The following is a 23,323-nucleotide window of genomic DNA, read 5'->3' on the forward strand; positions in this document are numbered from 1 at the left end:
GTGGTCCGGGCGGGGACGGGTGTTACCCGTAGATCAGATTGTATAAGTGCTCCCACAAATCCCGGGTGAACACGTCACCGGCCGGATCGTCTCCAATGACACTGTACCCGATCAACAACCCTCCGGCCAATGCCGCCACGAGCAACAAAGGGAACCAGACAAAGGTGAACAGCAACACTTTTTTGGTGAGTTTCTTTCGCTCCCCTTTCTCCGGTGCTTCTTCTTCCTCCTGATGATCCAACGGGGAGCCCGGTTCCCCAGATGAGATTTTCTCTTTTGCCGATTCCCTGACCGGTCCGGGCTCCGTCTTCACGTCCTCTCCGGAGTCACCTTTTTTCCATTTTAAGACCCCGGCCGGCTTGGGATACTCTTCCGGTCGGTTCGAAGCCTTCGTGGTAACGCCGGGATCCTCCTCGATTTTCCCATCCTCCGTCCTGGGATGGTATGGGGGAGGGGCTGCTCCACCCACTGAGTCGCAATCCGGCTGATCCTCACAGTCCGTTGTTGGCTGGCGGTCCGCCCCGGTTTTTTCCCTATCTGACCGGAAAATCTGATCCGCCGGTTCCGGTGGAGTCTCCCCGCTCCCGCAAGCCTCCTCTTTAACCGGTTTGGGGGGGGATCCCCTTTTCTCCTCCGCATCCTGTTCAGAAGGGGGAGGGGAGGCAGTCGGTTTGGTCAGCTGCTCATCTGCCACCGCTTTCTCCTTTTCTGACACTCCCGCCTGAGCTTCCTTCGTATTCGATTCCGTGTTTTTGGCCCAAACTTGGGTTGGTTTTTCTTCTTTTTGCTGCATAACTATCCTCTCCGAGCAGCCGTTATGGTGGGATGGGACGGGTCCGCCCCGGCCTGCCTGTCCAACCCAAAAAACGGACCCGCCTGTTTATGTATTTCCTTTTTTAAAACGCCAGCAACAGATCTCCATAGATAGAATATATCGCAACTCCACCGTGAAGTCCACTGCAAACCCAAAGCTTCCTTCAAACAGAAACCAGGTGGAATCTGAAACATTTTCCACCCTGGGTTTCCTGTGCGCATATGCAACAATCCGAAGCGGCCGGAGAGGCTTTTGCCTCTATGTAGCGACCAAATGTCGCAACCGGGTCCATTGGTTGATTGGTGGGCGGGGTGTGCCAAAATTTGGTCCTCCTCAGATTTTTGTCGCCTCCAATTTCTTCTCCTTTTGCGGACGTGCTCTTTTATATTTAATCTTGGTCGCTTCCCCTCCCCGCAAATGACGGATCGATTTGTGGTACTCCAAGATTTCCTTTACTTGGTTGGCCAATTCGGAGTTAATCTCGGGCAACCGCTCCGTGAGATCCTTGTGCACGGTGCTTTTGGAAACCCCAAACTCTTTTGCAATCGTGCGGACGGTGTTTCGGGTTTCGACAAAGTAACGTCCGATCTTGATTGTCCGCTCTTTGATGTAATCGTGCACTCCCCTCGCCTCCCTCTGCTAATGTCTGGTACATTATATGAGCCGTCTTGCCCGTTATTCTCATCTAACAAGCCCTGACAAGCCCGATTCCGCCATTTTTTAGCCAATTTTCTGACCCGGCGAACCAAAAAACAAATAGATCCACTCACGGGGAGCGGATCCTGGGTACACCGGTCTCAAGTTTATTTCAAATAAGCAGCAGGGTTTACAGGTTCTCCATCTTTTCGCACCTCAAAATGTAAATGAGCCCCCGCTTCTTTTTCGAATTTATTGTGACCGGCTTCAGCGATTTTCTGACCTTGCTTTACCGTGTCCCCGGTTTTTACCATCACACCGGACAAACTCTGATACACGGTGATAAGGCCGTTTTTATGTTTCACTTCCACCAGATGGCCTGTCAGTGGATTCTCTTCCACCCGGATGACTTTACCGGCAAGAGCGGCGGTAACATCAAAGGTTTTTCCGTCTTTGCGGGCAAAATCCCAACCAGAATGGGGCCAGAAGGTGTTGGCATAATGGACCAGGGCGGCCTCTTTCGACTTTTCAGAACCCGCTTCATCGTAGTACTCCATCGTGGTCCCGGCTTTGGATCCGGGGGAGATGGGCGGTTTCATTTCGACCGCCGGTTTATCCGTCGGCACCGTCTCTTCCTGCTTGAGCTCTTCCAACCCGGTGTTGGGTTTGGTCACACCCAGATCCTGGGCATTTTGGTACCACCAAACCAGGCTGAGGATAAGTGCTGCAGCTGTCAGATAAACGGTGGGGAAAAACCATTTTTTTGACATCCATCTTTTCCACTTCAATCGGGAGATTTTTTCGACCGATCCCGTCGGCCTGCGATCTTCTGGTTTCATTTGGGTTATCACCTCAGGATCCATTGTGGACACGGAATCCTGAATTTATACCTTTTCTTCTCCTTTTTTCATATATATCCCAAGATAGAAAAGGATAAATGCCACCGCCTTTTTCAAAGCAGAGTCTTGGGTCGGGCCGGTCACCTTCTCTTAAAAATCGGGGGATGATGGCCTGCAGACCGTCATCCCCCGATTCTCTTATCCAATCATATCTTCCATTCATGCAGTTCCAGTCGCCGAACCCCCTTCACTACATAGGGATCCCCCTCCGCCAATTCCCGCGCCTCTTCCGCCGTGTCCGCAATGTAGATCACCATCCCTCCGGAACCGTCGGCAAAAGGACCTTTCGCAAATATTTTCCCCTGTTGTTCCAGCCTGTTTAGATATTCCAGATGAAGGGGACGATATTCCTGATTTAACTCCGGTCTTTCCATATGGAGAATTGCCGCAAAATGGGGCACAGTCCTCTCTCCTTTACCATTTATCGGTGTCAATTCTTCTTCAGATAAGTATTCATGCTTCCAAGCTCCACCCCACGGTAGTAATGTCGGATGATCTCCTTGGCCGACTTTCCTTGTTTGGCCATAAAGTTGGCCCCCCATTGACTCATTCCCACTCCATGACCGTAACCTTTTGTCTCCACCGTGACTATACCCTCTGAGAGTTGAAAAGTAAAATCGGCGGAGGAGAGTTGGAGAGCCTCCCGAATCTGCCGTCCGGTAAATACCTGATCCCCGACCTGAACCTTGTCGGCACTGCCTCCTTCTGTCTTTTGGGTCACCTGGAGCCAATCGCCTCCGGTAGATGCTTCCACCGCCACTTGTTTTCCGGTGGATTGAGAAATCTTGTCCACTAAATCCGCCACCTGAAATTGCTTGCGGTCACGATATTTGGGGGAAGCTTTATCCCAGGGGGAAGAGACACTTCTCAGATAGGGATACTTTTCGGAAAAATAATCCTCAGAGTTCTCCGTTTTGCCGTTACTGGTGGAAAAAAAGGCAGCATAGATCGGCTTGCCCTGATACTCGATCACTTGACCCGCTGTTTCTGCCACCGCCTGGTTGATTCGGGCGGAATAGGTTTCATAATGATCTCCCCATTGTTCCTTCAACTGATTGTCTGTAAGATATGCCTGGTGATTCACGGTATCGGTCACATTCGCTTTTTCGGCCTGTTCCCCCCACTTGGCCATATCGGAAAAATCCCCACGGGACAATCGGTCCACGATATAGGTCCGGGCTGCAAGGGCTTGTGCTTTCAGGGCTTCGGGGTGAAAATGGGCCGGCATTTCCGCCGCCACCACTCCCCGAATATAGCTTTCCATCGGAAAGGTCTCCATTTTTTTCTCCTTGCTGAGATAAACCTTCACTTCAGGGCCTGAATCCAAAGATGACGCTGAAGAGCCGCCATCGACCCGTATGCTGGAAACCGGCCGGTCATTCCGATCCAAACTGACCAAAGCTGCCGGAACGGCAACCATCACTCCGATCAAAACCGCCAAGATCAGGACCATCCCTTTATGCAATCCGACCCGCCTCCTGTTGGAATCATCCGAGGGACAACCTCTCTTCCAACCTATGAGGGGTTGAATCAACCTAGAACAAAAAAACCGCAACCAGACCTCCCGGCTGCGGTTAAACCTCCATATTTAAGCGTATGAGTGCTGAACGTCCACTTTTTCCCCGGGTTCCACCATCACCCGTTCGATATCGGCACCCAGTGCGCACAACTTTTCAACCAAACCGACATATCCCCGGTCGATGTGATGCAGTTCCGTCACTTCCGTCGTACCCTTGGCCACGAGACCCGCCAACACCAAGGCAGCACCGGCCCGAAGGTCTGTCGCCTTCACCTGGGCACCGGACAGCGGGAGCCCTCCTTCGATCAAGACTGAACGGCCGTCGATTTTCATACGAGCCCCCATCCGCTTCATCTCTTCCACATGCATGAACCGATTTTCAAACACAGTCTCAGTGAGCATGCTGTTGCCCTCGGCGGTCAATAACAACGCCATCATTTGGGACTGCATATCTGTGGGAAAACCGGGGTAGGGCAAAGTTTTTACATCCACGGGCTTCAGTGGCCGATCTGCCCGGACATGAACGCCGTTTACGCCCTCCAGGATCTCCACCCCCATCTCTCTCATTTTGGCGATTAAGGGGTTGAGATGGTCGGAGATAGCTCCTTCAACAAACACTTCCCCTCCGGAAATCGCGGCGGCCACCATATATGTACCCGCTTCGATCCGGTCCGGAATCACAGTGTATTCAGTGCCATGAAGGAAATCCACGCCATCGATCCGGATCGTGTCGGTACCGGCTCCTCGAACCCGGCCCCCCATAGCATTGATGAAATTGGCCAGATCGACGATCTCCGGTTCACAAGCGGCGTTTTCAATGACGGTTCGGCCTTCTGCCAAGGCAGCAGCCATGATGATGTTCTCTGTGGCCCCGACACTAGCCACATCCAGATAAATCCTGGCGCCGGACAATCTCTGGGGAACAGTCCCCTCGATAAAGCCCTGCCCGATGGTGAATTCCGCCCCCATCGCTTCAAAGCCTTTGAGGTGCTGATCAATAGGGCGGCTCCCGATAGCACAACCGCCGGGAAGAGGAATCCGGGCGTGTTTTTTCCTGGCGAGCAACGGTCCCATCACCAGAAAAGATGCCCTCATTCTTCGAACGAGATCGTAGGGTGCTTCTGTATTTCCCACAGACTCGGCCTGAATCCGGATCGCTTCGTTTTCAGTATCCAGCTCCGTGTTGACACCCAGGTTCGCAAGCAACTGAGTTATTGTTTTTACATCCTCCAACATGGGAACATCCCGGATAACGATATCCCCCCGAGATGGCAAGATGGAAGCAGCAATAATCGGAAGGACGGCGTTTTTAGCTCCATGCACCTTCACCCGTCCTTTTAGCCGATTGCCACCTCGAACGATGATTTTTTCCAAGACTTTTCCCTCCGAGCATGTCTAGTATTCTATCGTGATGATCGGGGTCCCCAGGGTAAGAATGATCTGCCGGTCGTCATCACCGATCTTGGCTGCCACTTGAACATTCATCGTCCCACCCTTGGTCTTCAATCCCCCGTTGAAAAGAGGGGTGTGTGCTGACACACTTGTGGTCCGTTCCGTCCGCATCGATTCGACTTCCTCAGCCCCGAGCTCCCTGACCACTTGATTGACGAGTTCTTCCCGGTCATCTCTGTTTGCCCGGTGCTCAAAGGGAAGCTTCCCCTGTATGGAAAAATGAGTGTTTGTGTCTATCCGGAATTTCTGCAGTGTGCGGAACAGACGGCCGTGGGCTTCAAAAAAATGTGCCTGGTTCAGCGGCCCGCGGCCCGCTGCACTTATGGAAATATAAGGTTTCACAAACGAATCTCCCGGCCTATCGTTGATAACGGCCATTTTCACCTGAAGGTTTCGGTTCCACTTTCCATGTGCCTCATAACGCGTCCCATCGGCCATGTTTTTCGTCTGAACCTCCCCCAGCCCCAACTCACCAGATAGTCGATCTGCCAGATTTTGGAGATCCGCCGATGAATAATTTCCAGGGGCGCGGCTTCCCACATGCAACATATAGCGATCAATTTTTGCCCCCCTCCGGTCAAATACCCGGAGCAATTCTTCTTCTTGTGATGGATCTTTGGCAGAGGCGATCAGAAAGACCGATAAAAACAGCCATACCCAGACAGCAATTCTTTTCCGATGCATCCCTCATCCTCTCCCGTACCTCTTTTTCACCATTGTTCTCGGTACAGTGAGAGGATATACCCTTCTCAGGTGTTCAGAACGGAGTCAAAACAGTTGGCCGATCATTCCCGACCAACCCAAATAGTCGATGAAAAAGACAGCCAAACCATGCCCGAGGACAATCGAGAGGAGAACCTGCAACATTTTCCCCTGTATCCCCCCGGGATTACGCAAAAAAAGATCGAGACGAACATTCTGCAAGACCCACCAACTCAGGGTGATACAGATCAAGGATGTCAAGATATTGATAAGTGCTGAGACAGCGAATTGTGTCGCTCCATCCATATGCTTATGCACCCCCGGTACAGTGGGTTCACGATATTCCCATGCTAACCCAAAACCAGAAGTAACGCAACGTTTTTCCTTCCCCTGAGTTCTGAACAGACAGTGAAAAAATCTCACAGAAAAGTTGGAGTTCACATGTGAAGGTGCCTTTGTCCCATATGCATGAACCCGACCCGGTACGATCGCGTTATGAATTCGTATCTGCCGGGTCCGTCGGGGTTGGGTTGCACATTTCGGCGCCAAAGTCTAGAGATCCAAGGACGCTTCATATGAAACCCAACCCTCCCTTGACCGGATTTTTCACAACGCTTCTAATCAAAAAGGGGAGAATTTTTTCCCCTGAACTTTACATGTTGTTTTTCCGGGAAAACTACGGGAAAAGCGGATCGGAGGAACTCCCATGTCTCCTGTGTACCTGTACGCGGCAATGAAATGGGGAGTGGCCTGGATGATGATCATACTGGTCGATCGATGGACTGACGGTTTGTCTTTGGGGGCTTCCCACCAAGGGCTTTCCATCTCTTTCATCTTGGCTGTCATCGGGCTCTGGCTGGACCGGCTGATGGTTGCTGACAATCGTTCCACCACAGCGGCGATCGTGGACCTTTTGATCTACTCATCACTCTTTTACGGTTTGCAATACCTGTTTCCATCGGTTTATGTGGACACCAATACAGCCCTGACGGTGGGACTGTTGCTGGCAGGCTCAGAGTTGCTCTTCCACCCCCTTTTATCAGTAACCGCCGGCAAAGGACGGAACACCTGAAAAAATGGTCTCTCTCCAAGTGGCGTGAAAAAATCCCCTTCCGTAAAAGAAGGGGAGAAAGGTATCTTCGCAACTCGAGTCACTGTTCCACCGGCCCATGGATGGGCTGAAAACCCTGGATCCAATCCAGGTTGCCCAAATGATCGAGGAGCCATTGGGGGAAAAATCCGAGGAGAAGGGTTCCGGCAAGGGATACTAGAACCACCGCTCCAGCCGTAACCGAAATCCGCACTTTCGTCCCGTCCATCGCCGGACGAAAGTACATCATCCGGATGATCCCGAAATAGTAAAAGTAGGAGACCACCGTCGTGGCCAGCATGACAGCCGCAATCCAATAGGCTTCCGCCGTCACCGAATGGAAAAGGATGTAAAATTTGCCGAAAAACCCGCCAGTAATCGGAATCCCCGCCAGGGAGAGAAGGAAGACGGTCATCGCCGCCGCCATCCAAGGAGAACGGCGGGACAACCCGGCGAATGCCTCAATCCCTTCCCTGCCGGAGTCCCGTTCCACCTGCATCACAACGGTGAATGCACCCAAGGTCATAAACAGATAAGCCATCAGGTAATAGACAGTGCTCTCAAACATCAACGCTCCGGTCAAGGTGGCAACGGGCACCAACATATAACCGGCCTGGGCAATGGCTGAATAGGCCAGCAGCCGCTTGGTCCGAAGCTGCCGAAGAGCAGCCATGTTACCCAGGATCATGGAAGCGGCCGCCAGGGTCAACAGCGCTGGACCCACCAGTTCCGTCCAAGGTCCTGTCTGAACGAGGAACAGATAGAGGGACAACAGCATGCGCAGGATGAAGGCAAAGGCAGCTGTCTTGGACACTACCGCCAAAAATGAGGTCACCGGTGTAGGAGAACCCTGATATACATCCGGTGCCCACATATGAAAGGGGGCTGAGGCCACTTTGAAGCCGAATCCCAGCAACATCAAAAACAAGGATAACAGCACAAAGGATTCATACCCCCCGTTGTACGCTTCGACCAATCTTTGCTGGGCTGTATACAAGTGGGTGGTGCCCGCCAATCCGTACACAAAGGACATCCCGTACAGGATAAAAGCTGTGGACACACTGCCGAGTACAACATATTTCCAGGCTGCTTCATTAGAAGCAAGCCGCTTCTTCCGGATCCCGGCCAGGATATAGGAGGAGAGACTCAACAACTCCAATCCGATAAAGAGAGTGATCAGATCGGCAGAGGAAGTCAGCAACATCCCCCCCAACAGGGCCGTCAACAGAAGATACGTATACTCACCCCGTGCCTCCTTCGGCCCGTCGTCCCGGTAAGAAGCCAACAACACCAGGGCCGTTCCGGCCAGGAGAATCAATTTGAAGGTAAGAGCAAAGTCATCCACGCGATATGTGTCCAACAGTATTTCAGCGGGTGCTCCCCCCCATTGCCGAAAGACGAACACTCCCGCCGTAATCACCGCCACAATCGCAACCCAATGAAGCCAATGCCGATCGTTCTTCTCTTTCAAGAACAGATCGATAATGGACAGCAGGGCAGCAGCTGCGACAATGATCAATTCCGGAGCCAACACCGTCCAGTCGTAATCCAGAAAATATTTTTCCATCCCCTACCCTCCGATCCTCGACGCAATCGTCTGCAGAGTGATTTGCATCGGTCCCCCGAGGACGTTGGGCCAGACGCCGATCAAAATGATGAAGCCCAGCAGAACCAACATCGGAACCGTCTCCACGCTCCGGCCATCCGGGATCCGGGACCAGCGCTCCCGTTGCGGTCCAAATCCGGTCTTCAACACAGCCCTAAGGGTATACACCGCTGCCAGGACCAGCCCCAAGGTCCCAAGAGCTGCCAGGACGGGCTCTCGCTGGAACAAACCGAGGAAGGTCAGAAATTCCGAAATAAATCCCGACATTCCCGGTAATCCCAGGAGTGCCAGCCCACCGGCCAAAAAAATTCCCGTCAGTACCGGGGCCGGTTGGGCCAGACCTCCCAATTCATTCACCTCAGTGGTTCCCGTCCGCTCATGCAAGCTTCCGATGTAAAAGAAGAGGAGCGCGGAAATCAAGCCGTGGGAGACCGCCTGAAATACCGCCCCGGTCAGTCCGGCTTCATTTAGGGCGGCGATTCCGAAGAGGATCATCCCCATATGGCTGACACTGGCGTATGCGAGAATCCGCCTCAGATCCGACTGTGCAAAGGCGAGAACAGCCCCGTAGAGGATGTTGACCAAGCCGAGAGCGGCCAGAACAATGGCACTCTCCCGGATCGGATCGGGAAAAAGTTCAACGCCGAACCGGATCAGCCCATAGGCCCCCATTTTCAACAAAACACCTGAGTGGATCATCACCACTGCCGGAGGTGCCTCCGCGTGAACTTTCAACATCCAGGTATGGAAAGGGAACACGGGGAGCTTGATGCCAAATGCCAACATGAGACACAGGAAACTTCCCCAGAAGACCCTCTGAAAAGCTGGCTGGGCAAAGAGTTGGCGAGCTTCGGGGAGATGGGCCAGTTCCCGGATCCGATCGAAGTCCAGGGTTTGATAGAGAACAAACAGCCCGATGATCCCCAACAACAGAAAGGCTGATCCCAATCCGTTATACAGGAGATAACGGTTGGCCGCCTGTTCCCGGTAGACACCTCCCCAAATCCCGATCAGGAAAAACAGCGTGACCAAGGTCACCTCAAAAAAGAGGAAAAAGAGGAACAGGTCACGGGCCAGAAACACCCCAAGCATTCCGGCTTCCAGGAGCAGAAACATCAGAAAATACCCTTTGTGCCGCTCCCTGATGTACATAGAGGCGCAGGCCGCCAGTGTCGCAATCACAGCCGACAGTACCACCAATGGAAGGGAGAGTCCATCCACCCCCAGATGATAGCTGACCGACCAGGGAGGGACCGGCCCTTGAACCTGTGGCAGATGGATCAGAAACCACGTCATCGATTGCTCAAATTGAACCTTACCGGATCCCGGATCAAAACGGGAGAACAGGATCAGGACCAACACCAGTGGCGGCAGGGTTCCCAAAAGACCAACCCTCTTCAGCCAACCCGTCTGTTCCCGTGGAATCCATAGGAGGGCTGCCACCCCCAGCAAGGGCGACAACACGATCCAGGTGGGAAGCCAGTTGAGCCAACTCTCCATCATCCGAACAACCTCCCCGCTGTCAGGCAGAGAATCATCAGAACCAGTCCAACGACACTCACCAAGCCGTAGGTCTGGGCCTGGCCGTTTTGGATTCCGGCGAAAAGACCGCCCGCCGATCGGACCAGTGTGCTCACAAGTCCGACCGCCCCCTGCACGATATAGCGGTCAAATCCATTCAAGAACCTTCCCAACCACCGGTAGGGGCGCACCAGAACAAAACCGTAAATTTCGTCCACATAATATTTCCTGTACAACAGCCGCTGTACTCCGGGAAGTGCACGGGACACTCCGTCGGGGTCGATACTTTTTTTACTGTACATCGCCCAGGCGAGAGCCACCCCGCTCAGTGAGACGAGAACGGAAAGAAGCGGAATCCAGACCGGGGCGGTCCCCGCCGTCCCCGATATTCCCATCCCCTCGGTCAACCACCGGCCCAGAAAGTCTCCCGGGAAATTGAGGAATCCACTGACCACCGAGAACAGGGCCAACACTCCCAGCGGCCAGATCAAGACAGTCGGCACCCTTTGGGCTTCCCTCTCCCCCCGGGTTTCTCCCCCAAACACCAGGAAGAAAAGGCGGAACATGTAAAAAGCGGTTAAAAAGGCTGTTACGGTCCCAACCAGAAACACCCCGAGCCGACCATCGGCATATGCAGACCAAAGAATTTCATCTTTGGAGAAAAAGCCTGAGAAGGGCGGAATCCCGGCGATGGACAGGCAACCGACCAAAAAGAGCCACCCCACCCGCCGATGGTTTTTCCAGAGACCACCCATTTTTCGAATATCCTGTTCGTGATGGAGAGCCAGAATCACCGCACCCGCCGCCAGGAACAACAGCGCCTTGAAAAAGGCATGGGTCATCAGGTGAAAGACCCCGGCGACATAACCCCCGGCCCCGAGGGCCAACATCATATACCCCAACTGACTGATGGTGGAGTAAGCCAATATGCGCTTGATGTCATACTGAACCAGCCCGATGCCGGCAGCAAAGATCGCCGTGAATGCCCCTGTCCAAGCCACCGTGTCCATAGCCACCGGTGATGAGGCAAACAAGGGAAACATTCCCGCGACCAGCCAGACGCCCGCTGCCACCATCGTCGCCGCGTGAATCAAAGCACTGACCGGAGTGGGTCCCTCCATGGCATCCGGCAACCAGGTATGTAACGGAAACTGACCTGACTTTCCCACAGCCCCGGCAAAGAGCAGCAAGCTGATCAGTGTCACCGTCCCGGGGGGGATCTCCCCGGAACCCACCGCTTCAAACACACGGTCAAACTCAAAACTGCCCACATGCACAAAGGTGAGAATCACCCCGATCAACAGCCCGATATCTCCGATGCGGGTCACGATAAAGGCTTTTTTGGCCGCCCGCTTCGCTTCCGGTTTAAAATACCAGAAGCCGATCAGCAGGAATGAACAGACCCCCACCAGTTCCCAAAAAATATACAGTTGGAGCAAGTTGGGGGACAGAACCAACCCGAGCATGGAAAAGGTAAACAAGCTCAAGTAGGCATAGAAGACCGGGACACGCCCATCTCCCATCATATATCCCCTGGAATACACCTGGACGAGAAAGCCCACCAAACTCACAATCAGAAGCATCAATGCATTGAGGGCGTTCACTTCGATTCCGAACCGGATCGTCGTCTCCCCGAAGGAAAGCCACTCCAGCCCAAAAACGCGGTCTTTCCCACCCATCCGTTCCCACAACACCGCCGCGGATCCTGCAAGGGAGAAAAAAGCCGCCAAGGAACTTACCCAAGACGCCGTCCCTTCGCTGAAGGTTTTTCTCCCCAGCAGGAGCAAGACAAAGGCGGCCAATGGAAAGAGGGGGATTATCCACGCATACTCGATCATGGGATCACCCATCCTTCATCTGATGTTGATGATGCCGGATCAACCTTTCATCGAATTGTAGCGGTCGGCATTGACCGTGTTCCGATTGCGGTAGATGGCCAGCAGGATGGCCACCCCCACCGCTGCTTCCGCCGCCGCCACCGTCATGGTGAACAGGGTGAACACCTGTCCCGTCTGATTGGCATACAATCCGTACTTGGAGAAGGCGACCAGATTGATATTGACCGCGTTCAGCATCAGTTCGATACAAAAAAGGACGATCACAGCATTCCGTTTGGTCAGAACCCCGTACAATCCCACACTGAACAAAATTGCCGCCAATGCGAGATAAGATGAGACCGGCATCAGGTCTTCGACTCCTTTCTCGCCAGAATCACAGCCCCGACCAGTGCAACCAACAACAGGATGGAGAGGGCTTCAAAAGGAATGACATACTGCTTGAAGACGATCTCTCCCAGACGGGAGACCGTAAACTCCTTGACAGAGGCTGTGCTCTCTTCAAAAGGAGTGTTGTAAATGGTGTGGACCAGAATCCCGAACAAAGCCCCTACCCCGATAAAACTGAAGAAACCGTGCCAGGGACGGACCACCGTCTCCTCCTGATCTCTGTGCCGGGTCAACATGATTCCGAACAACATCAGAATCGACACAGACCCGGTATAGATCAGCACCTGGGCTACTGCCAGAAACTCCGCATTCAGCAGAACATAGATCCCGGCGATGCTCAACAGAGTGAAGGCCAAGGACAGAACCATGTGGACGACCCGGGTGAAATTGAGCATGAAGACTGCCCCGCCGATAGCGCACACAGCCAGGACAAAAAAAGCGATAAACTCACCGCTCATCTCGATCATTTTTTCACACCCCGCGCATTCACGTTGTTTTCACTCCGGATGTTGGAGTTGTTCTCCCTAAGCCAGTGGATGTCTTTAAACAGGTCATCCCGGCTGTAACTGGCCAACTCGAAGTTATGCGTCATCACGATGGCTTCTGTGGGACAGACCTCTGTGCACAGATCACACAAGATGCAGATTTCGAAATTGATATCGAAGGTCTCAAGCACTTTCCCCCGCTTTTCCGGGTTTTTCCGGCCGGTCAGGGTGATGCAGTCCGTCGGGCAAACCCGGGCGCATTGATTGCAGACGATGCATTTGTCCGGATCCAGGTACTGAATTCCCCGAAACCGGTCCGGCATCGGAATGGGTTCGTCAGGATATTTATGGGTCACTTTCTTTTGGGTCATGGTTTTGAGAGTGACCCCCATCCCTTTGATCAGACCCATCATGAGAATCCCCCCGTTCATTTAAAGTCCGGAAGCTCGGTGACAAGTGGGTTCACAATGCTTCTGGGACGCGTCTGGTCATTCAAGTTTCCATGGATTGTGAGACGTATAGAGCAACAGAGGGAGGATTGGGTTGACATGAAGTGATTTTGGCAGTTCAGAACAATGAAACCCAATCCCGACCGGTTCGGCCCAGAGAGTTATCAGACACGCCCTAGTACCAACCCTCGAGCACTTCCTTGAGAAGTGCTGAGAGGAAAATATTGAACAGAGCCAGGGGAAGAAGCACTTTCCAACCCAGTTGCATCAGCTGGTCCACCCGGATCCGGGGAAGTGTCGCCCGGATCCAAAAGATCGTGAATACAATCAGAGCAAACTTCAGAACAAACCAGATCAACGGGGGAATAAACTCCAGACCAAAGACCGGATTCCACCCGCCCAAGAACAAAACCGTGGTCAAAGCCGCCATGGCAAAGACATAGACGTATTCCGCCAACATGAAAAAAGCAAAACGGAATCCGCTGTACTCCACATGGTAACCGGCCACCAACTCCGATTCCGCTTCCGGAAGGTCGAAGGGAGTCCGGTTCAGCTCCGCCAAAGAAGCAGTGAAAAAGACAAGGAATCCAATGATTTGAGGAATGATAAACCACATCCGCTGCTGGGCTTCCACGATCCCGGTCAGGTTGAGCGTCCCTGCGGCCATCACCACCCCCACCACGGACATCACTAAGGGGATCTCATAGCTGATCATCTGAGCGACAGACCGCATCGCCCCGAGCAGGGCATATTTGTTGTTGGAAGCCCATCCCCCGACCAGGATCCCGATCGTGGTAATACTGGAAAGCGAGATGATATAGAGAACCCCCACACCGATATCGGCAAACACCAGATCCTCGCTGAAGGGAATCGCAGCCAGCACGACAAAGGCCGGGACAAATGCGATCACCGGTGCCATTTTGAAAAGGGTCCGGTCCGCCTTGGCCGGTATCGTATCCTCTTTGATCAACAACTTAAAGACATCGGCCACTGTCTGAAAAATTCCCCAGGGACCGACCCGGTTGGGTCCATGTCGCCCCTGCATCCAGCCGAGCACTTTTCGCTCCAGCAGGATGGCGTAGGTGACAAACCCGAGCACCACCCCCAAGAGGAGCACCGGGCCGAGCAACATCCACACGTTCATGTCCTCATCCACCTCCCCGCATAAACCTCCGACATTCCCTCTTCAACATCTGTTTCTTCCGGATCAGGAAGATCTGTCGATTCCATACCATTCCACTCCGGGATTTCCTCTCATTCGCTCTCAACCACGTCCGATTGTTTGGTGATCATATGCGTTCTGGGGGTCGGTTCATACCTTTACAACAATTCTGGTGACAGCGCTTTCAACCGGTCTGGACGATGCGTTTCGAACGGTCGGAATTGCGCGCTCTATAAAACGCCATCCTCCCTCCGCTGTTTACATCCCTTGTCTCAAACTCCACGATCATAAGGTTCATAATCCTTCCGCAATGGATGCCCCACCCATTCCTTCGGCATCAGGATTCGCTCCAGATTAGGGTGACCGGGGAAACGGACCCCCAGCAGATCGTAAATCTCCCGTTCGTGCCAATTGGCGGCCCGCCATACTCCGGTCACCGATGGCACCTCCGGCTCCTCCCGTCCGGTCTTCACCTTGACACAGATATCATGGCCATGGGTCAGCGATGTCAAATGATAGAGAATTTCCATATGATCTTCATAATCGACACCTGACAAATTTTCCAGGTAGTCAAAAGCTAAAGACTCCTCCTTCAACAGCAGACGGGCCACCTCAAACCACTTTGCCGGAGTGATCACCAATGTGGGACGGTCTCCTCCGGGCCGGTTGATATAAGCTTCCTCCACTGCATCAAGACCCACTCCTTCAGTTAACACCTTGACAAATCGATCCAACAAAGGTTGAAGGGGTGAAGGTTCCGGGGGCTTTTTCTCTTTTGAGGGACGTTTTTTCACATCCGCCGCCCGGGCTTTAGCCTGTGTTAATCTCTGGACGGCCTGTGCAGCCCGATCTTCCTGTTCTTTCCCAACCTGTGGATCAAGGGATTCCTCCCTGTTTTCCCCGGAAAGACCCTCTTTCTCACCGGAGGTGGAAGAATGCTGCCGGTCGGGTCTCACCGATGTCCTTTCCGGTTTCTTTTGGTCATCACGGGTCAAGGGTGGTCACCTTCTTTCCGGTTCCGGCTTCATAGCGGATTTTCTCCTTCAGTTTGTGAATTCCGTAAATCAAAGCCGCCGGATTGGGCGGACAACCGGGGATATAAACATCCACCGGCACGATTTGATCCACACCCTTGATCACCGAATAGGACTTCACATAGGGGCCTCCCGCCGTGGCACAGGAACCCATGGCGATCACCCATTTGGGTTCGGGCATCTGATCGTATAAACGGCGCAACAGAGGCCCCATCTTCTTGGTCACCGTCCCCGCCACAATCATGACATCAGACTGACGGGGTGAAGCCCGAAAGAAAGAACCGAACCGATCCAGATCATAGTGGGCACCCCCGGTTCCCATCATCTCAATGGCGCAGCAGGCCAAGCCAAAAGTCATCGGCCATAGGGAGTTGCTACGGGCCCATGCCTTCACGTTTTCCAACGTGGTGGTGAACACATTTCGCTTCAGTTCCTCAGCCTCTTCGGGGAGAAGGTCTTTCAGATTTATGTCCATTCCAGCACCCTCTTCTTCCAGGCGTAGATTAAACCGATCACCAAAAAGAAGACAAAGATCAGCATTTCAACCAACACAAAAAGACCGACATCCGCCCGCAGGACATCATAAGCTACCGCCCAAGGGTAGAGAAAGACGGTCTCCACATCAAATATGACAAACAGAAGGGCGAAGAGATAATACCGAACGTTGAACCGGACCCAGCTGTCACCCGTTGGATCGACACCGCTTTCATAGGTGATTGCCTTGGCCGACGTCGGTTTGTGCGGTCTGAGCCAGGCACCCAGGGTTAGGGCCGCCGCCGGCAATGCCAACCCGACCAGGATAAACACGAGGATGGTCATGTAGCTCTGTGCATACTCCATTAACGTCTCCCCCACCTTCCTGTTGCAGACCGGCATCCGAAGGGTCTGCTTTACCTTATTGCCCGACTTACACTTGACTGAAATATTCAATCGTAGTCCCCAATTGGAAAGATTCGAAAAAGGAACTCCAGTTACTGATTATATCAGAAGTCCTTCTTTTCCTCCAACCGAAAACCGAACGGAACCTCAGAAGGGCTGATATCAGAATGGTCTGATGGCCTATCTTCCACATTCTTGGGCACTATTGGATATTTTAACACAGTTTTTAACTGGATCCCAATCTTCTCCTGCCCAAATCGAGTAAGAGAAGGCGACTAACCCCCGTCTTCTCACACCACCGAACGTACCGTTCGGTATACGGCGGTTCCACTACGTCTGACGAAGGAATTGGGTTCGACGAGCGACATTCAGAAGCCCTTGGTCTTGCCAATAGGCAAGGTCAAGGGTTTGGTGTAGAATAGGGCTCTTTGCGATGCGCCAGTATTTCCTCCGGGTGTTGCTCCACTCATCGGCCTTCCCTTTCGGAATGCCCATAGAAATAAGCTAGCGTACCCGAGTCTTCGGCTGTTTCCACTCTTTCCAGCGGATCACCCGAAGGCGCCTTCGCAGCCATTCATCCAAGCGCCGAAACACCGTTGGGGTTTCCGCCAACTTGAAATAACTACACCAACCCATGAGGTAGTGGTTCAGTTCCTGAATCCGCCGGTCCATGGGAATGGGGCGACTGCGGGATGTCAGTTGACGGATTTTATTTCCTTGGCGATCCGGATGCGAGGTTGTTGATGCGATGTGAAGGTGATTCCAAGGAAGCTCCGCTTCCATGTGCGGTCCACCGCACTTTTCCGCCGATTGACCTTTAAACGAAGTTTCTTCTCGAGAAAGCAGGTCCTCGAGTCTTGGATGCATCGTCCCGCCTTCTTCGTTTTCACGAAGATTTGGCAGTCATCCGCATACCGGGTGAACCGGTGACACTGCTGCCTTCACCGCTCGGGACTTTCCCCCTGTAGAACGTGCCCATGCCGGGCGCGCATCAAAAAAAGCAACCCACAAATGTGGGTTGCTTTTCAGCCGTTCCACACTTATCCGCTCTTTCCGACTCGAAGTCGGGTAAGAGCTTTTTGCAATGCGATTTCGGCCCGTTTGAAATCGATGTCATCCCGCTTGCGGTCAGCCAAGCGCTCTTCTGCTCTTCGCTTGGCCGATTCGGCACGTTCTATGTCGATCTCGCCCGGCATCTCGGCGGTTTCTGCCAAAATGGTGACAGTGTTCTCCCTCACTTCGATAAAACCACCGCTGACGGCGATGAAAAATTCATCCCCATCTTTCTTCACTTTCACCGCGGTGACTTTCAGCGGACTGACATAAGGTGCATGATTCGGCAGAATTCCGATGTCACCTTCCTCCGCACGGGCAATCACCATCTCCACTTGTTCCGAGTAGACCTTACGCTCGGGCGTCACAATGTCCAGCTGCATGGTGCTCATGGACACTCTCTCCTTCCAGCCCGTCAGACGAGAGTTTTTGCCCTCTCAACTGCTTCTTCAATCGTTCCCACCATATAGAAAGCATCTTCCGGCAGATCGTCGTGCTTGCCTTCGAGAATCTCTTTGAAACTGCGGACGGTTTCTTTGATCGGAACGTATTTACCAGGCACGTTGGTAAACTGCTCAGCCACGTGCATCGGCTGAGACAGGAACTTCTCGATCCGGCGGGCACGAGCCACAATCTGTTTGTCTTCTTCGCTCAATTCATCCATCCCCAGGATGGCGATGATATCCTGCAGTTCTTTGTAGCGCTGCAACACTTCCTGAACCCCACGGGCCACATTGTAGTGTTCCTCTCCCACAACGGCCGGACTCAGGATCCGGGAAGTGGATGCCAGGGGATCCACCGCCGGGAAAATGGCTTTTGCCGCCAAGGAACGCTCCAGGTTGGTGGTGGCATCCAAGTGGGCGAAGGTGGTGGCCGGCGCCGGGTCGGTGTAGTCGTCGGCAGGTACGTAGATCGCTTGGATCGAGGTGACGGACCCTTTCTTGGTGGAAGTGATCCGTTCCTGAAGTTGACCCATCTCTGTGGCCAAAGTCGGTTGGTAACCAACGGCGGACGGCATCCGCCCCAAGAGAGCGGACACTTCAGATCCAGCCTGGGTGAAACGGAAGATGTTGTCGACGAAGAACAATACGTCCTGTCCTTCTTCATCCCGGAAGAACTCCGCCATGGTCAGCCCGGTCAAGGCCACCCGCATCCGGGCCCCCGGAGGCTCATTCATCTGGCCGAAGACCATGGTTGTTTTGTCCAGAACGCCAGCATCCTTCATTTCATAGTAGAGGTCGTTCCCTTCCCGGGTCCTCTCACCCACTCCGGCAAAAACGGACAGCCCCCCGTGCTGAAGGGCGACGTTGTTGATCAGTTCCTGGATCAACACAGTTTTCCCCACACCGGCCCCTCCGAAGAGCCCGATTTTTCCACCTTTGGCATAGGGTGCCAACAGGTCCACCACTTTAATTCCGGTTTCCAGCACCTCTTCCTGGGTGGAGAGATTTTCATAGCTGGGTGCGGGACGATGGATGGAGTAATGGGTTTCCGATTTGACTTGATCCTTTTCGTCAATGGGATCTCCCAATACGTTGAACACCCGTCCCAAGGTGGGGCGCCCCACCGGGATGGTGATCGGTTTGCCCGTGTCCACCGCTTCCATACCGCGAACCACACCGTCGGTGGAACCCATCGCAATGCAACGAACAATGTTATCTCCCAGTTGCAACGCAACTTCAACAGTCAGGTTGAGATCCCGCTCACTTGAAGATTTCGCTTTATAATCAATCTTGATCGCGTTGTTGATTTCAGGCAGGTGACCCTGGTCGAATTGAATGTCGACGACGGGACCCAACACCTGCATGACGCGTCCGGTGCTCATCCGTTTCCCTCCTTAAACTGCAAGTGCCATCCCGTGGAACCTGACGGGATATATGATTCAAATACACGGTTCGGCTTTATTCCAAAGCGCTGGCCCCACCCACAATCTCGGCCAACTCCTGGGTGATGGCGGCTTGGCGGGCCCGGTTGTACTGCAATGTATAAGCCCCGATCATCTCGGAAGCATTGTCAGTCGCATTGCCCATCGCTGCCATCCGGGCTCCGAATTCGCTCGCCTTGGACTCCAGAAGTGCGCTGTAGATCAAGGTTTCCGCATAACGGGGAAGCAGTACGCTCAGTACCTCCTCGGCGGAGGGTTCGTATTCGTACAGAGCCTTCAGATCGCTTTTGCTCTCCTCTTCTCCCAGATCAGCCAGGGGGAGGAGCCGCTTTTCGACAGGGCGTTGAGTGACCGGATTGATGAATTCGTTATATACGAGAAACAATTCATCGTATTCTTCCTCGGCAAACATACCGACCGCCTGGGATACGATCGATTTGATGTCGCTGAATTCCGGACTGTCGGGAAGACCCGTCACCTCCCCGATCACCGGAATGTCCCGGCGTTTCAAGAAGTCGCTCCCCTTCCGCCCCATCACGAAGACCACATATTCGTCCTTGCTCCCGTGACGTTTTTCCACAGTTTGGACCAAAGTGCGCAACACGTTTCCGTCAAATCCCCCCGCCAGTCCCCGGTCCGATGTGATCACCAGGTATCCCGTTTTCTTCACGGGACGGGAGACTAGCATCGGGTGTTGAACTTCATCCGTCGCGACGGCGACAGAGGCGATCACTTCCCTCATCTTTTCTGTGTATGGGCGGGCGGACTCGGCCTTCTCCTGAGCCCGGCGCAACTTGGCCGCAGCCACCATCTCCATGGCTTTGGTGATCTGTTTGATATTTTGAACGGAGGTGATCCTCCGCTTGATATCCCGCATATTTTCAGCCAACCATCTTCACCGCCTTTCCACCGTCGGGCGGAGTCGTCGGCTTCCATCACGAGGAAGCCGACGACGGTCCAGCCGCGACTTCAACATCGGTTACTGATTAGAAGGAGCGAAACCCTTTTTGAAATCTTGGATTGCCTTCTTGATGCCTTCTTCAATCTCTTCACTGAGTGTCTTTTGCTCACGGATCTTCTGTAACAGATCGGCCCGTTCAGCATCCACAAAAGAGAGAAGTTCGCTTTCAAACCGGAGCACATCTTCCACCGGAATATCATCCAGATAACCCCGGGTGGCGGTGTAGATGGAGATGATCTGTTTTTCGACGGGCATCGGATCGTTTTCATCCTGCTTCAGGATTTCCACGAGACGCTCCCCGCGGGAGAGCTTGGCCTGGGTAGCTTTATCCAGATCGGAACCGAACTGGGCAAAAGCCTGTAAATCCCGATATTGAGCCAGATCCAGCTTCAAGGTACCCGCCACTTTTTTCATCGCCTTGATCTGGGCATCCCCACCGACTCGGGATACGGACGTACCCACGTTGACCGCGGGACGCACACCGGAGTGAAAAAGGTCGGTCTCCAGAAAGATCTGACCGTCGGTGATGGAGATCACGTTGGTCGGAATATAGGCTGAAATATCGCCGGCCTGGGTCTCAATAAAGGGAAGAGCTGTCAAGGAACCGCCACCTTTTTCATCGGATAGCTTGGCAGCACGCTCCAACAGGCGGGAGTGCAGGTAAAAGACATCCCCCGGAAACGCCTCACGTCCAGGCGGACGGCGCAGGAGCAGGGAAAGTTCACGATAGGCGGCAGCCTGTTTGGACAGGTCGTCATATACCACCAACACGTGCTTCCCTTGATACATGAAATGTTCACCCATGGCACACCCGGCATAGGGAGCCAGGAACAAAAGCGGTGACGGTTCCGAGGCGCTGGCACTCACCACGATGGTGTAATCCATGGCACCTGCTTTACGCAGTTTTTCCACCACACCGACCACAGTGGATTGCTTTTGACCGATCGCCACATAGATACAGATCATATCCTGATCCTTTTGATTGATAATCGTATCCACCGCAATCGTGGTTTTACCGGTCTGCCGATCCCCGATAATCAATTCCCGCTGGCCGCGGCCGATCGGGATCATGGAATCGATCGCCTTGATCCCCGTCTGGAGCGGTTCATGAACCGACTTCCGGTCCATGACACCAGGTGCGGGAGATTCCACCGGACGGTACTCTGAAGTTTCGACAGCCCCTTTTCCGTCCAGAGGCTGCCCCAAAGGGTTGACCACCCGGCCCAGCAGGGCTTCTCCCACCGGAACCTCCATGATCCGGCCGGTCCGTTTCACTTGGTCTCCTTCGCCAATTTCAGTGTAGGGACCGAGGATCACCACACCCACATGATCTTCTTCCAGGTTTTGCGCCATGCCCATCACGCCGTTTTCAAACTCGACGAGCTCACCGGCCATGACATTTTTCAGACCGTGGACCCGGGCAATCCCGTCCCCGACCTGGATCACGCTGCCGACATCGACCACCTCGATGTCTCCTTCAAACTGTTCGATCTGCTTCTTGATCAGAGAGCTGATCTCTTCAGGCTTGATGCTCATGATTTCACCTCTATCCTTCCCATCCGATTATCCGATGCGGGACGCGGTCAATTCTTTCCGGAATCGTTTCAGTTTGTTCGCCAGACTGCCGTCATACAGACGATCCCCGATCCGGACAACGGCTCCGCCGAGGATGTCGGGATCGACACGGTTGGTGATCACCAGGGTTTTTCCGATGATTTTCTGGAAGACAGCGATCAGTTCTTTCTCCCCTGCCTTGGTGAGAGGATGGGAGGTGATCACTTCCGCTTCCGCAACCCCTTTCGCTTCATGGACAAGGGCCTTATACTCGGAGCCGATGGCCTCGATGGCATCTTCCCGGTTACGTTCGGCGATCAGATGAAGGAGGTTGCGGGTCAGCTCAGACAAGTCTTTGAACAGTTTGTCGTAAACCTCCTTCTTCTCCCCCGGGGTCACACGGGGATGAAGGGCCCACTCCCGAAGCTCCGGATGCCCGGTCCAAACGTCGGTCACCAGCTGCCAATCTTGGGCCGTTTGATCCAGAGCGTTCTGTTCCCTGGCGGCTTCAAAGAGGGCTTTTCCGTATCGTCTGCCAATGATGGAGCGGCTCATTGCAGTTCGCCCACCTGGTTCAAGTATTTTTTCACCAAGGCAGACTGATCTTTCGCTTTGATTTCTTTTTCAATCATTTTGGAAGCCAGCATCACCGAAAGAGTTCCCACTTCATCCCGGAGTTCCTGGATCGCCTGCTCCTTCTCCGAGATGATTTCGGACTTGGCTTCACTGATCAAACGTTCAGCGCGTTCACGGGCATCCCGGATGATTTCCTCCGCTTCCCGCTCCTTCTGGGCTCTGGCTCGTTCCAGAAGATCCTTGGCCTCCTGGCGGGCTTGACTGAGAGCTTCTTTTTGTTCAGCCACCAATTTTTCCGCTTCCGCCCGATTCTGCTCCGCAGTGGTGATCTGTTGCTCAATGTGCTCTGATCGCTCGTTCATCACCTTCATGACCGGGCCCAGGGCATAACGCTTCAACAGGAACATCAAAATCAAAATCGCGACGACCTGGAATAACATGGTCCCCCATGTGAAAGACAATCCGGATCACTCCCTTCAATACCCTAGGATCGAACAGATGGCGGGGAAAAGAGAACTCCCCCGCCACTCACTTTGAACCGGCTTATTAACCGATAATACCGAAAGCCAGCAGGATCCCGATCCCGACACCGATGATCGGAAGGGCCTCGATCAGACCGAAGAGGATCATCGTTTGCCCGAAGAGGGTGCCGCGGGTTTCCGGTTGACGTGTAATCCCTTCGATATACTTGCTGAACAAAAAGCTGTTCCCCAGAGCTGCACCCAGAGCAGCAAAACCAATCATGATACCGGCGGCAAGCATGTTGAAATCCATTCTCATTTTCCTCCCTTATACCTGTTCAAAAATCTGTTGTATCACCA

27 protein-coding genes are annotated in these 23,323 nt (G+C 53.5%); 1 reads left to right on the forward strand and 26 read right to left on the reverse strand.

What is annotated here, in order from left to right; translation table 11 throughout:
* Window positions 1–22 precede the first annotated feature (22 nt).
* The 8 genes from IEV46_RS09025 to IEV46_RS09060 form a co-directional block, all read right to left on the reverse strand.
* On the reverse strand, window positions 23–793 hold the full coding sequence (locus tag IEV46_RS09025; RefSeq protein WP_188432204.1) for a DNA-directed RNA polymerase subunit beta: 771 nt from the start codon (window positions 791–793) through the stop codon (window positions 23–25).
* Window positions 794–1,147: 354 nt separating this feature from the next.
* Window positions 1,148–1,435, reverse strand: a complete 288-nt coding sequence (spoIIID, locus tag IEV46_RS09030) for a sporulation transcriptional regulator SpoIIID (protein WP_009710430.1) — start codon at window positions 1,433–1,435, stop codon at window positions 1,148–1,150.
* A 182-nt stretch (window positions 1,436–1,617) separates the two neighbouring features.
* Window positions 1,618–2,289, reverse strand: a complete 672-nt coding sequence (locus IEV46_RS09035) for a M23 family metallopeptidase (RefSeq protein WP_188432207.1) — start codon at window positions 2,287–2,289, stop codon at window positions 1,618–1,620.
* A 206-nt stretch (window positions 2,290–2,495) separates the two neighbouring features.
* The gene (locus tag IEV46_RS09040; protein ID WP_188432209.1) at window positions 2,496–2,750 is read right to left on the reverse strand and encodes a YciI family protein; all 255 of its coding nucleotides are present in this window, start codon (window positions 2,748–2,750) and stop codon (window positions 2,496–2,498) included.
* Window positions 2,751–2,779: 29 nt separating this feature from the next.
* On the reverse strand, window positions 2,780–3,814 hold the full coding sequence (gene spoIID / locus IEV46_RS09045) for a stage II sporulation protein D (protein ID WP_188432211.1): 1,035 nt from the start codon (window positions 3,812–3,814) through the stop codon (window positions 2,780–2,782).
* Between the two features lie 123 nt (window positions 3,815–3,937).
* On the reverse strand, window positions 3,938–5,242 hold the full coding sequence (murA, locus tag IEV46_RS09050) for a UDP-N-acetylglucosamine 1-carboxyvinyltransferase (RefSeq protein WP_188432214.1): 1,305 nt from the start codon (window positions 5,240–5,242) through the stop codon (window positions 3,938–3,940).
* A 21-nt stretch (window positions 5,243–5,263) separates the two neighbouring features.
* Window positions 5,264–6,004, reverse strand: a complete 741-nt coding sequence (locus IEV46_RS09055; RefSeq protein ID WP_188432216.1) for a YwmB family TATA-box binding protein — start codon at window positions 6,002–6,004, stop codon at window positions 5,264–5,266.
* An 84-nt stretch (window positions 6,005–6,088) separates the two neighbouring features.
* A complete protein-coding gene (locus tag IEV46_RS09060; RefSeq protein ID WP_188432218.1) occupies window positions 6,089–6,328 on the reverse strand; it encodes a DUF1146 family protein in 240 nt (79 codons plus the stop codon).
* Between the two features lie 400 nt (window positions 6,329–6,728).
* Here IEV46_RS09060 and IEV46_RS09065 point away from each other — a divergent pair, with 400 nt between their 5' ends.
* A complete protein-coding gene (locus IEV46_RS09065) occupies window positions 6,729–7,094 on the forward strand; it encodes a hypothetical protein (protein ID WP_188432219.1) in 366 nt (121 codons plus the stop codon).
* A 79-nt stretch (window positions 7,095–7,173) separates the two neighbouring features.
* Here the strand turns inward: IEV46_RS09065 and IEV46_RS09070 are convergent, their stop codons facing one another.
* From IEV46_RS09070 to atpE, 18 genes are all read right to left on the reverse strand, one after another.
* Window positions 7,174–8,679 carry an NADH-quinone oxidoreductase subunit N gene (locus IEV46_RS09070; protein WP_188432221.1) on the reverse strand — a complete coding sequence of 502 codons (1,506 nt, stop codon included), beginning with the start codon at window positions 8,677–8,679 and terminating at the stop codon, window positions 7,174–7,176.
* Window positions 8,680–8,682: 3 nt separating this feature from the next.
* Entirely contained in the window at window positions 8,683–10,221 is a 1,539-nt protein-coding gene (locus tag IEV46_RS09075) for a complex I subunit 4 family protein (protein WP_188432223.1), read from the reverse strand.
* A complete protein-coding gene (gene nuoL, locus IEV46_RS09080) occupies window positions 10,218–12,077 on the reverse strand; it encodes an NADH-quinone oxidoreductase subunit L (RefSeq protein ID WP_229736010.1) in 1,860 nt (619 codons plus the stop codon). Before nuoL ends, IEV46_RS09075 begins: the two co-directional genes overlap by 4 nt.
* Window positions 12,078–12,116: 39 nt before the next feature.
* A complete protein-coding gene (gene nuoK, locus IEV46_RS09085; RefSeq protein ID WP_188432227.1) occupies window positions 12,117–12,422 on the reverse strand; it encodes an NADH-quinone oxidoreductase subunit NuoK in 306 nt (101 codons plus the stop codon).
* Window positions 12,422–12,922 carry an NADH-quinone oxidoreductase subunit J gene (locus IEV46_RS09090; protein WP_188432437.1) on the reverse strand — a complete coding sequence of 167 codons (501 nt, stop codon included), beginning with the start codon at window positions 12,920–12,922 and terminating at the stop codon, window positions 12,422–12,424. The genes nuoK and IEV46_RS09090 overlap by 1 nt, the downstream gene beginning before the upstream one ends.
* A 5-nt stretch (window positions 12,923–12,927) precedes the next feature.
* The gene (gene nuoI, locus IEV46_RS09095) at window positions 12,928–13,362 is read right to left on the reverse strand and encodes an NADH-quinone oxidoreductase subunit NuoI (RefSeq protein ID WP_188432229.1); all 435 of its coding nucleotides are present in this window, start codon (window positions 13,360–13,362) and stop codon (window positions 12,928–12,930) included.
* Window positions 13,363–13,573: 211 nt separating this feature from the next.
* Window positions 13,574–14,542 carry an NADH-quinone oxidoreductase subunit NuoH gene (nuoH, locus tag IEV46_RS09100; RefSeq protein ID WP_188432231.1) on the reverse strand — a complete coding sequence of 323 codons (969 nt, stop codon included), beginning with the start codon at window positions 14,540–14,542 and terminating at the stop codon, window positions 13,574–13,576.
* A 290-nt stretch (window positions 14,543–14,832) separates the two neighbouring features.
* Complete coding sequence (locus IEV46_RS09105; RefSeq protein WP_229736011.1) at window positions 14,833–15,555, reverse strand: NADH-quinone oxidoreductase subunit C; 723 nt, start codon at window positions 15,553–15,555, stop codon at window positions 14,833–14,835.
* Window positions 15,545–16,069 carry a NuoB/complex I 20 kDa subunit family protein gene (locus IEV46_RS09110; protein ID WP_188432233.1) on the reverse strand — a complete coding sequence of 175 codons (525 nt, stop codon included), beginning with the start codon at window positions 16,067–16,069 and terminating at the stop codon, window positions 15,545–15,547. The genes IEV46_RS09105 and IEV46_RS09110 overlap by 11 nt, the downstream gene beginning before the upstream one ends.
* Window positions 16,060–16,434: an NADH-quinone oxidoreductase subunit A gene (locus tag IEV46_RS09115; RefSeq protein WP_188432235.1), complete on the reverse strand. Its 375-nt coding sequence runs from the start codon at window positions 16,432–16,434 to the stop codon at window positions 16,060–16,062. The genes IEV46_RS09110 and IEV46_RS09115 overlap by 10 nt, the downstream gene beginning before the upstream one ends.
* 543 nt (window positions 16,435–16,977) lie before the next feature.
* Window positions 16,978–17,256, reverse strand: a complete 279-nt coding sequence (locus IEV46_RS18075; RefSeq protein ID WP_229736012.1) for a group II intron maturase-specific domain-containing protein — start codon at window positions 17,254–17,256, stop codon at window positions 16,978–16,980.
* 257 nt (window positions 17,257–17,513) lie between these two features.
* Window positions 17,514–17,918, reverse strand: coding sequence for a F0F1 ATP synthase subunit epsilon (locus tag IEV46_RS09125; protein ID WP_188432237.1), 405 nt, complete (start codon window positions 17,916–17,918; stop codon window positions 17,514–17,516).
* A gap of 23 nt (window positions 17,919–17,941) precedes the next feature.
* Window positions 17,942–19,351, reverse strand: a complete 1,410-nt coding sequence (atpD, locus tag IEV46_RS09130) for a F0F1 ATP synthase subunit beta (RefSeq protein ID WP_188432239.1) — start codon at window positions 19,349–19,351, stop codon at window positions 17,942–17,944.
* A 76-nt stretch (window positions 19,352–19,427) separates the two neighbouring features.
* Window positions 19,428–20,300, reverse strand: coding sequence for an ATP synthase F1 subunit gamma (gene atpG / locus IEV46_RS09135; RefSeq protein ID WP_308420295.1), 873 nt, complete (start codon window positions 20,298–20,300; stop codon window positions 19,428–19,430).
* Between the two features lie 90 nt (window positions 20,301–20,390).
* Window positions 20,391–21,908, reverse strand: coding sequence for a F0F1 ATP synthase subunit alpha (atpA, locus tag IEV46_RS09140; RefSeq protein WP_188432241.1), 1,518 nt, complete (start codon window positions 21,906–21,908; stop codon window positions 20,391–20,393).
* A 27-nt stretch (window positions 21,909–21,935) separates the two neighbouring features.
* Window positions 21,936–22,481, reverse strand: coding sequence for a F0F1 ATP synthase subunit delta (locus IEV46_RS09145; RefSeq protein ID WP_188432243.1), 546 nt, complete (start codon window positions 22,479–22,481; stop codon window positions 21,936–21,938).
* Complete coding sequence (gene atpF, locus IEV46_RS09150; protein WP_188432440.1) at window positions 22,478–22,942, reverse strand: F0F1 ATP synthase subunit B; 465 nt, start codon at window positions 22,940–22,942, stop codon at window positions 22,478–22,480. Before atpF ends, IEV46_RS09145 begins: the two co-directional genes overlap by 4 nt.
* Window positions 22,943–23,048: 106 nt before the next feature.
* Window positions 23,049–23,276, reverse strand: coding sequence for a F0F1 ATP synthase subunit C (gene atpE, locus IEV46_RS09155; RefSeq protein ID WP_188432245.1), 228 nt, complete (start codon window positions 23,274–23,276; stop codon window positions 23,049–23,051).
* Between the last annotated feature and the right edge of the window lie 47 nt (window positions 23,277–23,323).

It is taken from the genome of Kroppenstedtia guangzhouensis, assembly GCF_014637345.1.
GTDB lineage: Bacteria > Bacillota > Bacilli > Thermoactinomycetales > DSM-45169 > Kroppenstedtia > Kroppenstedtia guangzhouensis.